General features: G+C 52.0%; 11 protein-coding genes. All 11 read left to right on the top strand.

Features of this window, described 5'->3' with window-relative positions:
- The first annotated feature begins 924 nt into the window (after nt 1-924).
- Nucleotides 925-1,728 (top strand): GntR family transcriptional regulator, encoded by an 804-nt coding sequence (locus AUL39_RS07170; protein ID WP_201783931.1) that lies wholly within the window; start codon nt 925-927, stop codon nt 1,726-1,728.
- Between the two features lie 64 nt (nt 1,729-1,792).
- A complete protein-coding gene (locus tag AUL39_RS07165; RefSeq protein ID WP_082667299.1) occupies nt 1,793-3,010 on the top strand; it encodes a BMP family ABC transporter substrate-binding protein in 1,218 nt (405 codons plus the stop codon).
- A 73-nt stretch (nt 3,011-3,083) separates the two neighbouring features.
- Entirely contained in the window at nt 3,084-4,628 is a 1,545-nt protein-coding gene (locus tag AUL39_RS07160; protein WP_201783930.1) for an ABC transporter ATP-binding protein, read from the top strand.
- A complete protein-coding gene (locus tag AUL39_RS07155; protein WP_059054871.1) occupies nt 4,618-5,736 on the top strand; it encodes an ABC transporter permease in 1,119 nt (372 codons plus the stop codon). The genes AUL39_RS07160 and AUL39_RS07155 overlap by 11 nt, the downstream gene beginning before the upstream one ends.
- 2 nt (nt 5,737-5,738) lie before the next feature.
- Nucleotides 5,739-6,653: an ABC transporter permease gene (locus AUL39_RS07150; RefSeq protein ID WP_059054870.1), complete on the top strand. Its 915-nt coding sequence runs from the start codon at nt 5,739-5,741 to the stop codon at nt 6,651-6,653.
- Nucleotides 6,646-7,233: a cysteine hydrolase family protein gene (locus AUL39_RS07145; protein ID WP_059054869.1), complete on the top strand. Its 588-nt coding sequence runs from the start codon at nt 6,646-6,648 to the stop codon at nt 7,231-7,233. Before AUL39_RS07150 ends, AUL39_RS07145 begins: the two co-directional genes overlap by 8 nt.
- 47 nt (nt 7,234-7,280) lie before the next feature.
- Nucleotides 7,281-8,198 (top strand): carbohydrate kinase family protein, encoded by a 918-nt coding sequence (locus tag AUL39_RS07140; RefSeq protein ID WP_235810790.1) that lies wholly within the window; start codon nt 7,281-7,283, stop codon nt 8,196-8,198.
- Nucleotide 8,199: 1 nt separating this feature from the next.
- Nucleotides 8,200-8,946, top strand: coding sequence for a nucleoside phosphorylase (locus AUL39_RS07135; protein WP_059054867.1), 747 nt, complete (start codon nt 8,200-8,202; stop codon nt 8,944-8,946).
- 40 nt (nt 8,947-8,986) lie between these two features.
- Nucleotides 8,987-9,784: a BtpA/SgcQ family protein gene (locus AUL39_RS07130; protein ID WP_059054866.1), complete on the top strand. Its 798-nt coding sequence runs from the start codon at nt 8,987-8,989 to the stop codon at nt 9,782-9,784.
- Nucleotides 9,785-9,858: 74 nt separating this feature from the next.
- Nucleotides 9,859-10,998, top strand: coding sequence for an iron-containing alcohol dehydrogenase (locus tag AUL39_RS07125; RefSeq protein ID WP_235810789.1), 1,140 nt, complete (start codon nt 9,859-9,861; stop codon nt 10,996-10,998).
- 27 nt (nt 10,999-11,025) lie between these two features.
- Nucleotides 11,026-11,760, top strand: coding sequence for a tryptophan synthase subunit alpha (locus AUL39_RS07120; RefSeq protein ID WP_268873228.1), 735 nt, complete (start codon nt 11,026-11,028; stop codon nt 11,758-11,760).
- Nucleotides 11,761-11,871: the final 111 nt, after the last annotated feature.

The raw sequence follows: 11,871 nt of genomic DNA, 5'->3' as shown, positions 1-11,871 counted from the left end.
TGGGAGACCAGGACGCCGCTGGCCGACTGGGGGCGTTTTCGCCACAGGAGGGGCCCCGCGCCGAGCGCGGGGCCCCTTTTTCTGTGGACCGGTGGAGCAAGGTCCCGGCACCTGCGCGGTGCAGGGGCCTTTCCATAACCTCAGCGACGGCCGAGTGCTTCGCAGTGCCGGGCAGGTTGGTCTGTCGTGCCCCGCTGCCTTCACATGGGGCGGCCTGGCGCCAATACCCGCCGGGCACGTGAGGTTCTATCACGATTAAGGCATAAACTTGCACGGTTTGTGCGTCGTGCGTCCACCACCCGCGACCCGATTGAGCCAACCCTGCCGTGCGCGTTCTCTTGAAGGGGAGATGGAAACCCTGGGTCGACCCAACGCCAGGGGGTCTGCTCGTGGATATCGCTTACGTACGTGGCCACCGTGACGCCACACCACGAGGTATGCAATCGTCTCGAAGAGCTAATCTACGGTGACGAGTCGCATTCAAAAAAGGATGCTCTTGAGATAATTGAAGCGGAGGCCAGCGAAGGGGTCTGGTCGCATGAAGAAGCGGAGCTCCCTACGAAGCTTATCGCGAGCTAAGGGCGCCTGTTTTCATTGACCCTGAGCCCGGAGCCATGGCGATGGAAACCAAACGAGAGCTCTCTCGTAGTATGGACTTCATCATCACTTTACCATTGGTCATTGGCGCGAAAGGGACTTGCAATCTAATGGGCCTAAACCATTTAGCAAGCAACGGGCGAAGCGGTTCCGGGTATCCAGTTTCATTTGTGCGGGTGCTCTCCGGAAGTATTGGCGCAGGTAGATTCACTGGTATTACCGCTCACGGAGCAAAGCTGACTCGTCGCGGCGCAAACACCATGCTGGCTTGAAGGTGCCGATAGTATTTTTAACTGGATATGACAACATGATGTTAGGGGGTCGTTAGTGACACAGTCTATTGAATTGCCACTTGAAATGCGACTACGGGCAGCTGACCAGTCCATGGCCCCCAAGTACTACATTGTCAAGCGCGCCATTATCAGGAAGATTGAGAAAGAAGAGTACAAGGAAAACGAGCTGATTCCTTCCGAGCGCGAGCTTACGGAAATGTTTGGGGTTAGCAGGATAACGGTACGCCGGGCAGTTGATGAACTTGTAGGTGAGAATTACCTCTACCGAATTCAGGGCAAGGGGACATACGTCAAGTCGGATAAGATTCAGCAGAACTTGATTTCAATTACCAGCTGTACCCAAGATGTCATTAATCTCGGAATGACTCCGAGAAGGCATGTAATATCCGCATCGACTGAAATTGCTGACCAGCGACGTCGACGCCTCTTGGAGCTCGGGGATAACGAGCGAGTGTTTAGACTCGAGCGAATTTACTTTGCGGATGATGATCCTCTAAACCACACGGTAACTTATCTTCCGTACAAGCTCTTTCCAGGGATTGATGCCCATGACTTCTCGTGCGAGTCACTCTATTCCGTGCTTGGTTCACAGTACGGCTGCCAAATTACTACGGCAACGAGAACAATAGAGGCGGTCTTAGCGGAAGGTAAGATTGCGCGCTATCTAGAGGTGAGTTCCGGAACCCCGATACTCCACTTTGAGTGTGTGACCAGGGGGAAGATTCATGGGCGTGAGTGTCCAATCGAGTTCTTCAAATGCTGCTACAGAAGTGACAAATTCAAGTTCTACATCAATCAGGTCATGGATGGAGGAGAAGGGGATAGGAGGAGCCTGTAACGAGTTCATGGATGTGCGTAGGGGGTTCAGCAAGTTGTAGTTGCACGAGGAAGAGGAGAAGGCCATGCAAGACTTCATGAACAAGAAGATGTCGCGTCGTTCGTTCTTCGGTACCTCAGCTGCAGTGGCTACCATTTTGGGCCTTGCCGCCTGTGGTAACTCGAGCACTTCGGATTCGGGCTCCAGCAGCTCTGGTGACGAAAACAAGAAGAAGCGCATTGCGGTTCTTTGTGACGATGCCGGCAAGAACGACAACGGATACAACCAAGCAGCTGTTGAAGGGGCCCAGAAGGTTGGCCAAGACAAGGGTTGGGAAGTAAAAATCGTTGAGCCCACGAACGGTGTCCCTGATGCCCTCGAGTCGCTTGGCGAGGATGGCTATGACATCGTATTCAACATGGCGTATGACTTCGAGGCTTTGATTAACGGTGTCGGTGGTGCCGAGCCGCTCGCGAGCCAATATCCTGACACCGAGTGGGTTATCTTCAACGACAACCCCAACAAGAATGATGACGGCTCGGTAAAGCACAAGAACGTCATCGCAGTTCTATATGACCTTAACGAGTCCTCCTTCCTTGCCGGCGCACTTTCCGTTCTCGTGAACGAGAACGCCGAGACCCTGTTTAAGGGCGGAGACTACAGCTTCACCGATCCTAGCACCGCTCGTGCCTGCGGGTTTATTGGCGGTACCAACTCTGCCGGTATCGTTGTCTTCTCCTATGGCTATATCACGGGAATCAACTACGAGGCGGAGAAGCTTGGCGTTACGTATGACTACTATGCCAAGTACGACGCGGGCTTCACTGATTCTGCTGGTGGTGCCACAGTTGCCGGCACATATTACGGCAACGGAGCAAATGTTGTGTTTGGTTGCGCCGGTAGCGTGGGTGACGGAATCACTTCCAAAGCCAAGGAGGTTGGTAAGCTCGCGATTCAGGTTGACGGCAACAAGGATGATCAGCAACCTGGCTACGTTCTGACTTCTGTGCTCAAGAACACGAACGTCCCTGTCCAGACTATTTGCGACGCTCTCGATGACGGATCGCTCTCCTCTATGGACAATCTGCAGGATTACTCGCTTGCCTCTGGTGCAACGGGTCTTACCGATTGCACGGAAATTCAGAAAGCAATCACTACGGACGAGGGCAAGGCGAAGTGGGAAGAGATCTGGGCAGAGATTGAGGACCTGAAGGGCAAGGTTGGCAGCGAGATCAAGGTTGTCAACGCGCAGAACGGCGAAACCTTTGATCCTTCTACGTGCCCGAACGTGAACATCAAATAAAGGCTCGCTGTGGGGCGGCGCACTGCTTTGGTGCCCGCCCCACGTACTAATTTCCCAGATTGGTGGTGCGCTCGTGGGAAACGTTATCGAAACAGTTGGCCTCACAAAGATGTTCGGGGACTTTGTTGCCAACGATCACATTGACCTTGCAGTCAGGGAAAACGAAATCAAGTGCATCGTTGGAGAAAATGGCGCTGGCAAATCTACCCTCATGAACATGCTCTATGGCATGCTGCAGCCTACCAGTGGCAAGATAATACTGCGAGGCGAAGAGACACACTTCAAGTCACCGGCGGATGCCATCTCCCATGGGCTAGGCATGGTCCACCAGCACTTCAAGCTTGTGCCAAGCCTTACGGTCTACGAAAACGTGCTTCTTGGGGCAGAGATTCTCCGCAAAGGAACTTGCCTTATCGACACGCAAGAGGAAATCAAGGCTGTCTCTGACTTAATAGAGAAATATAAGTTCGATTTGGATGCATGCGCAAAAGTCGAAGACATTTCTGTTGGATCTAGGCAGTGTGTTGAGATTCTCAAGATGCTCTACAGAAACGTTGATGTGCTCATCATGGATGAGCCAACTGCCGTGCTGACACCCCAGGAAGTGGACAAGCTCTTCGATAACCTTCGTGAATTGCAAAGGCAGGGCAAGACAATCATTGTCATTACCCATAAGCTTCGCGAGGTCATGGAGCTCTCCGATTCTGTTACCGTCATTAAGCACGGCAAGGTTGTTGGCTCAATAGCGACGAAGGATACCTCGCAGGAGCAGCTAGCCCAGATGATGGTTGGCCGTGAGGTGGTGCTCACTGTTCATAATGACGTGACAACATCACCATCGAAGAATGTCTGCTTCTCAGTAAAGAACCTGTCCACTATTAACGAGTATGGCAAAGAAGTCCTTCATGACGTTTCCTTCGATGTGCATGAAGGGGAGGTTCTTGGTATCGCAGGCGTTGAAGGTAACGGTCAGACAGAGCTCGTAAAAGTGCTCACAGGGCTTATGACCACCACTTCAGGCAGTGTCACACTCGATGGAAAAGACATTACAAACCAGTGGCCCGACTCGCTGCGCTCCGAGGGCATTGCGATTATTCCGGAAGACCGCTTTGAAGACGGGCTTTGCTCAACAATGAGTGTTGCCGACAACTGTATCGCTGGCCACCATGGTGACCCTACTGTGTGTAAACATGGCCTTCTCAATCGCAAAGCCATTTTGGCGAGGAGAGACGCTCTGCTTTCTAAGTACGACATTCGCGTTGGTGATATCGACGGGGCAGTTGGTGCTCTATCTGGAGGTAATGCTCAGAAGGTTATCATTGCGCGAGAGCTGGAATCTTCCCCTAAGTTCCTCATCGCATGTCAGCCGACCAGAGGCGTGGACATTGGAGCAACTGAGTCGATTCACGAGGAAATCCTTCGCTTCCGCAACAATGGCAACGCTGTCCTTCTGATTTCAAGTGAATTGACAGAGATCCTCGGTCTCTCCGACCGGATCATCGTCATGTGCAAGGGTCAAATAACCGGTGAGGTATCTCCTAGGGACACAACGAGTACAGAGCTTGGTCTGCTCATGGCGGGAATCAAGCAGGGGGAAGGCGAGAAAGTTGAAGGCTAGAACTGTAGGAATACGCATACTCAACTCACTCATCCCCGTCCTTCTGGCGTTTGTCGTGGGCGGTGTCGTAATCGCGTCCATTGGAGAGAATCCTGTTGAGACGTACTGGATTCTCATAAGCAAGTCTCTCTTGACTCCCAAGGGCTTCCTCACTACCCTGCACTACGCTGCTCCGCTCATTCTTACTGGCCTAGCAATAGCTGTGAACTTCAAGGCTGGCATCTACAACATGGGTGTTGAGGGGTCAGTTTTACTAGGCGGCTTCTTCGCAGGAATTGCCGGGGCATACCTTCCTGCAACACTTGATCCCACTATGCTAAAGCTGTTGTGCCTCCTGGTTGGCATAGTCTGCGGAATGCTTTATGTGGTGGTGCCTGCCCTGCTCAAGGCATACTTCCATGTTGACGAGATGGTTGTTACCCTCATGCTCAACTACGCATTGGCCAAAGTACTGGAGTTTCTCTCTACTGGGGTATTTCGCGACCAGGGTGCAGGATATGTCTGCACGCCCACCATCAGTGATGGGGCTATGTTCCAACGTATTTCTAGCGCAAAGCTCACCCCGTTCTTCTTTATTTCGCTTGCTGCTTTTGTCGTTATGTTCTTTGTAATGAATCACTCGAAGCTTGGCTTTGAGATAACCGCAATGGGCAAGAACGTCGAGTTTGCCGACGCTATGGGAATGCGTGTTCGCCGGAAAATCATCGTGCTCATGCTTATATCCGGTGCACTTGCCGGACTTGCGGGTGCGGGATACATGCTATCCGACCAGTATCACTACACCCTTTCGTTCTCCGGCGACCCCGGCCTCGGGTGGGACGGCATGCTCATTGCCTTGCTTGGCAACCACTCTCCTGTTGGAATCCTAATCGCAGCGATTTTCTATGCTGCCCTTAAGACCGGTGCAGACAACATCAACCTCTATTCTTCCGTCCCCAAGGAGATTGTGACGGTAATCCAGGGTCTCATCATCCTGTTCCTTGCCGTGAAGCTTCTTGATGAGCGTTTTGGACTGAGGGACCGTGCGCGGAAGCGCATCTCTCGCAGGCATTCGGCAGCTCAGACATCTGCTGGTGTGGTGTCTGACAATAACGCTGGGGAGGCATAGAGATGGATCTGCTTGCAAGCATTCTTTACGACACTGTTTACCATGCTGCCCCCATCATCCTCTGCGTCATAGGAGGGGTGTTTGCCTATCAGGCCAATGTACTTAACATTGCTCTTGAAGGAATGATGGGGATTGGCGCGTTCGCGTCGACCCTAACGGTCTATTTCACGAACAGCCTTGTTTTGGGGCTCCTTGCCGGTGTTCTTGCGGCTCTGATTTTTGGCGCCATCTTCTCAGTGATGGGCGTCACGCTCAGGGGAAACGTAATCATTATTGGAGTTGCGCTCAACCTTCTTGTGACTGCCATTGCTGGATTTGTCATGGTAAGGATGAACGTCGCAAATATTTCGCTATCAAGCCTCAACGTATCTGATCTGCAGATAATCATTCCAGGAATTGACGCGATTCCTATCTTGGGGCCAATCGTTTCTGGGCACCCCATTCTCACGTACGTTGCTTTCATTGGAATATGGCTGATGTGGGTGCTTTCCTACCGTACGAAGTTTGGTACTTACGTACGCGTGGTCGGCGAGAATGAAGATGCAGCAAAGTCGCTCGGCCTCAAGACAAACTTCTACAAGATTGTTGCGATTCTTATTGGTGCTCTTACTTGCGGCCTTGCAGGAATTAACCTCTCGACAGAGCGTTTGGGGCTATATACAAACGGTATGACCGCAGGCAGAGGATTTGTCGCAATCGCTGCCATCTACTGCGGGCGCGGAGATCCCCTCAAGTCCTCTCTGTATGCAATCCTCTTCGGCTTTGCTCGCTCGCTCTCGATTAACCTGGCCATCTATGCCGGGCCGGCTTCTGGGCTCTTCGATGTGATTCCGTATGTTGTGATGGTTGTCGTGCTGCTAGTCGTGCAGGTTTCCAAGCGCCGCAATGTACGCACGAGGGGGTTCGCAAATGGGTAAGGATGCAGAGCGGAGATCCAATAGCGCCCTTCTTGTCGTGGATATGCTGCGAGATTTTACGGACCCTAACGGATTGGTCTTCTATCCGCAGAATCGGGAAATCCTTCCAAAGGTGAAGAGGGTCATTGACGCTTGCAGAGACGCTGGAATTCTCGTCATCTTTCTGAAGCATTTCAACAGGGTGGGAAAGGTTGACGAGAAAGCCTCCTCGATGAGACCAAATTGTATTGAAGGCACGTGGGGTGATGAAATAGACCCAATGCTAGAGGTGGATCCCGCAAGGGACTACGTTATCAAGAAGCGTCGATACTCAGGGTTTTTTGGCACTGATCTTGATCTTGTCCTGCGTGAGAACAATGTCCATAACGTCATCGTTGTAGGTACGAAGACGAATTGCTGTATTCGCGCAACGGTTACCGACGCGTTTTACCTCGACTACAAGCCCATTGTTGTTAGCGAGTGCGTGGCAACCGACTCTGACGTCGTCAACCAGGTGCATCTTGAGGATATTCGGAAGTACCTTGGCGATGTTATAGGGATGGATGAGTTGTTTGCTCGAATTAAGGAAGGGGTGCTTTGATGGGCGGGCGAGTCGTGCTGACGTCTGGGTACGTGAGTATGGATCACATGATTGAAATCTCGACTCCTGCTCGCGTGGGATACACATCCATCATTACCAATAGCACTTGTACGAAGACATATTACGGTGGTTGCTCAGTTAATATTGCATATGCGCTCAGCAAGCTCGGCATTCCTGCGAAGCCGATTCTGAGGGTTGGGGATGATTGGGAGGAGAATGGATTTCGCTCTTTCCTCGAAGATGCTGGTGTTGGCACGGATGCGATTACCGTAATTCCAGGTGAAGCTACCTCAGCAAGCTACCTTATCCAGGACGCGGATGGGCAGCACATCACCTGTTACTATCCTGGTCCAATGGCTCCGGAGTATTTTGTGCCCTTGTCTGACGAACTATTTGATGACGTTGGGCTTGGGGTTATTACGGTTGCCTCGCAGCGGGATAACGAAGAGTTCTTTGAGAAGTGCAAGTCGCACGGCATCCCAGTTGCATTTGGAATGAAAGCCGATGAGACGGCGTTCCCCACGGAGTTTTTAAAGAAGCTGCTTTGCCATTCGACGATTATTTTTACAAACGAATCGGAGCGCCGATGCATCGAGAGGATGTTCGGTCTCGAGACCATTGAGGACATTCTCTCCGATGAAGTCCATACGATTGTCACGACATATGGCTCGAAGGGATCTTCGTGGTCTCATCGCTTGCCGGACGGCGGCATCGAACGCGGCTCGGTGGGAGTTGTTCCATGCCCCAATGTCGTTGATGCCACAGGTGGTGGAGATGCCTATATGAGCGGTTTCTTGTATGGTTGGGTGCGAGGGAAGGACCTTGCGGAGTGCTGCATGCTCGGTGCAACGCTCTCTTCCTTTGTTCTCGAGCAATACGGCTGTTGCAATTCCGTTCCCAACGAAGCTGAGCTACTCGGGAGGCTCGAGGAGAACCGCGGCGAAATAGGAAGGATGCGTGACTAGCATGGCGACGCTCTATCTGAATGCAGAGAAGACAACGGTTGCTCCTTACGTTATCTTTTCGGGCGACCCTTGGCGCGTTGAAGTCCTGAAGCGCTATTTAGATAACCCCACTCACGTTGCGTTTAACCGGGAGTTCAATACATATACGGGGAGTTATAAGGGTGTCCCAATCACGGTGAGCTCTACGGGAATCGGTGCACCATCCGCGGCAATCGCTTTGGAAGAAATGTACGAAGCGGGGATGATGGTTGCCGTGAGAATGGGAACCTCGATGTCGCTCTTGGATGACATGCTGGGCAATTTCATCATTCCCGCGGCAGTGGTGAGACGCGATGGCACGAGTGACACCTACGTCGAGCGCGGGTATCCTGCAGTTGCCGATATCGAGCTCGTCAACGCCATGAACAAGACGGTCGCGGACCATGGCCGCAGGTACCTTAACGGGATAACTTGCAGCATGGATGGCTTCTACACCCAAATGCATGACTCGCGCCTGTCCCAAGAGCAGGGGAGGGACATCTCTTCAACCTTTGATGAGATGAAGAGGCTTCATGTCTGCGCGATTGATATGGAGTCGAGTTGCATTCTCACGGTTGCGCGACTTATGGGAGTAAGGGCTTGTGTTGTTACCGTCGCAACGGTACTGGAGAACCTCAAGGACAGCCTCAAAGGGGATGAAAGGACATCGGCGGAAGATTTGCTCTGCCGGGTGACTCTTGAGGGACTTGCGCGATTTGCGGCGGTTTGATGCAACTTGTTTGCGGGAAGACCCATGGAAAGGACGAGAGATGAAGAGCATAAATGATGTGATAAAGGTCCGCGGGGGATTTATTATCGGCATGGTGCACTGCCTGCCGCTTCCGGGTTCGCCATCATATCAGGGTGACATTAACAAGGTTATGGAGCAGGCTGTCGAAGATGCGAAAACGCTTGAGCGCGGTGGCGTTGATGCAGTGATGGTTGAGAACACCAATGACAGCCCGTTTACCGAGCTCATTTCGAAGACTCAGGTTGCCGCTCTTTCCGCAGCGACGGCGCTTGTTAAAAAAGAAGTTAACATTCCCGTTGGTGTGGATGCCTCCTTTAACGATTGCGAAGCCAGCCTAGGTATCGCCGTTGCAAATGGCTGCGACTTTATTCGTGTGCCAGCATTTGTCGACACGGTGGTTAACTGGTGCGGCATCGTTACTCCATGTGCATACAAGGTGATTGATCTGCGTAAGCGTCTCAATGCCGAGAACGTTATGCTGCTCTGCGACATCCAAGTGAAGCACAGCAACATGCTTCTCTCCCAGGTTCCTATTGAGGAGAGCGCGAAGAATGCCGTTGCTGCCGGGGCTGATGCGATTGTTGTCACTGGAACAACAACAGGCGAAGAGACGCCGATTGACATGATCCAGCGCGTAAAGAACGTAGTTAATATTCCGGTGATGGCGGGCTCGGGCATTAATCCGAATGATATTGCGGAACAGTTCAAGATTGCCGACGGAGCAATTGTGGGATCTACGTTCAAAAAAGGCGGCCTCACGACTAATCCGGTCGACTACGAGCTTGTGAGAAAGCTACTTGCACCGCTTGGTAGGTAACTGAATCTAATAACTGTCTGCTCCGGCGAAACTTTGCTGGAAAGAAAGGTGGTCCGACAACAATGATGAGGCCAATGAAGCTTGCGGGTAGTGAGCTGATGTTTGGTGAGGGAAGCCTGGAGTACATCAAGACCTCCGTGCGCTGCAAGAAGGCTTTTATCGTTATTGGTGGTCATGCGGTTGAGCGCAATGGTTCACTTGATAGGGTTGAAGAGTACTTTCATGACGGCGGGGCAGAGACCTTTGTATTCAAGGGGGTAGAGCCCGATCCTCATTTCTCTACCGTTTCCCGTGGCGCGCAAAGCATGCTTGAGCAAAAGCCTGACCTGATTTGCGCCTTGGGCGGAGGCTCTGTAATGGATGCCGCTAAGACCATGTGGGTAATGTACGAGCATCCAGAGCTTAAAGAGCTTGACCAGATTTTGCACACTAAGCCACTGCCCAAGCTTCGCACGAAAGCTCGTTTTATGTGCATCCCCACAACTTCTGGTACCGCGTCCGAGGTGTCGCGCTCCGTTGTCATCACCGATGACGAGAAGGGTCGAAAGCATGGCCTTGGTGACATGGAAATGATGCCAGACATCGCCATTTGCGACCCCGACGTGACCAAGAGCATGCCACAACACGTTACCGCCGAAACCGGTATGGATGCACTTACTCACGCGGTTGAGGCCCTCGTCTCAAATAGGGCCAATTATGTTGCCGACATTCTCGCCACCGCGGCAGCGGTTGATATCGTTACGTGGCTTCCTAAGGCATATGCCAACGGCGATGACATTCAAGCTCGCGAGATGATGTGCGATGCGTCTATGACTGCTGGACTTGCCTTCACGAACGTATCGCTTGGAATCGATCACTCTATGGCTCAGACCATTGGCGGTTTCTTCCCAATTGCCCACGGTCGCATTTGCGCAATTCTTCTTCCTTACACCATTGAGTGGAACAGCAGAGATGAGTGGGCAAAGAAGCGCTATGCGGATCTCGCAGATAAGATGGGAGCGACTGATCTGGCGCAGCTTGTCCGAGATCTTAACACGCAGCTGGAAATACCCAACACTGTAAAGGATGCGGGTATTGACGAAGAGGCTTACCTGAACAATCTTCAGGAGATGGCGGAGACCTCGCTTCATGACGGATGCACAAAGACGAATCCTGTCATTCCGACAGTCCCCGAATTCGCCGATCTTCTCAAGAAGGCTTACTACGGAGCGTAGCAAAGCCGGGATGGGGCTGTGTTCACAATGGAGGAGGCGCACAAGATGAAGCTCATTCTTTATCTCTCGAATGGGTATCCAACCATCGAGAGCAGCATTGAGATGGCAAAGACGTATGTGGATGCGGGTTGCGACATGATTGAGATGGATTTCCCAAGTCGCAATCCCTTCCTGGAGGGTGAGTTTATTGCCGGCAGGATGGCAAAAGCCCTTGAAAATGAGCCGAATTACGATAAGTACATGGAGGGTATGGCAAAAGCTCGTAAGCTGCTTCCGGATACAAAGTTCATCATCATGACCTACGAGAATACTGTTCTCGAAATTGGCGTCTCTCGATTCGTTGCCTTTTGCAAAGAGAATGGGTTTGAAGACATTATCTTGGTTGGGCCTGATGGGGACACGGTTAAGAACGAGCTTATTGACTCTGGACTCAAGATTAGCTGCTATGTGCAGTTCAATCTTCCGGAAGAGGAAGTTCGCCAAGCGCTGGAGTCGAACGGATTCACTTACATGCAAGCCGTACCCGCTCCCGGACAGGCAACTCCCCAACATCCAACGCTCAGGTCTTGCATCGACTATTTGCGCGAGCGGGGTTTGAAGAATCCGATTTATTGCGGAGTTGGAGTGCACACCCCAGAGGATGCCCAGATGGTGAAAGAGGCTGGCGGCGACGGAATTTTCGTGGGTTCAACCATCCTCAAGCTTCACGACAACGTTCCCGCACTTATCGAGAAGATTCATGAGTTCAAGGAGAAGTGCTGAGTTTTTCAGATGAAATATTCTGCGTAAATCAGTGAGACAATCAGACGCGGCCCCTGCTCAACACTGCAGGGGCCGCGTTGTTTTGATCTGCAGAGCGATACTCTTTTTACC

Source organism: Tractidigestivibacter scatoligenes (assembly GCF_001494635.1).
Classification (GTDB): Bacteria; Actinomycetota; Coriobacteriia; order Coriobacteriales; family Atopobiaceae; genus Tractidigestivibacter; species Tractidigestivibacter scatoligenes.
The sequence above is the reverse complement of the archived record's forward strand: the minus strand, read 5'-3'. Positions and strand labels throughout refer to the sequence as shown.

Bases quoted from the DNA above. Each gene is read 5' to 3' on its own strand.
- AUL39_RS07120 (WP_268873228.1), top strand. From the start codon at position 11,026: ATGGAGGAGGCGCACAAGATGAAGCTCATTCTTTATCTCTCGAATGGG.
- AUL39_RS07130 (WP_059054866.1), top strand. From the start codon at position 8,987: ATGAAGAGCATAAATGATGTGATAAAGGTCCGCGGGGGATTTATTATC.
- AUL39_RS07145 (WP_059054869.1), top strand. From the start codon at position 6,646: ATGGGTAAGGATGCAGAGCGGAGATCCAATAGCGCCCTTCTTGTCGTG.
- AUL39_RS07140 (WP_235810790.1), top strand. From the start codon at position 7,281: ATGATTGAAATCTCGACTCCTGCTCGCGTGGGATACACATCCATCATT.
- AUL39_RS07135 (WP_059054867.1), top strand. From the start codon at position 8,200: ATGGCGACGCTCTATCTGAATGCAGAGAAGACAACGGTTGCTCCTTAC.
- AUL39_RS07125 (WP_235810789.1), top strand. From the start codon at position 9,859: ATGAAGCTTGCGGGTAGTGAGCTGATGTTTGGTGAGGGAAGCCTGGAG.
- AUL39_RS07150 (WP_059054870.1), top strand. From the start codon at position 5,739: ATGGATCTGCTTGCAAGCATTCTTTACGACACTGTTTACCATGCTGCC.
- AUL39_RS07165 (WP_082667299.1), top strand. From the start codon at position 1,793: ATGCAAGACTTCATGAACAAGAAGATGTCGCGTCGTTCGTTCTTCGGT.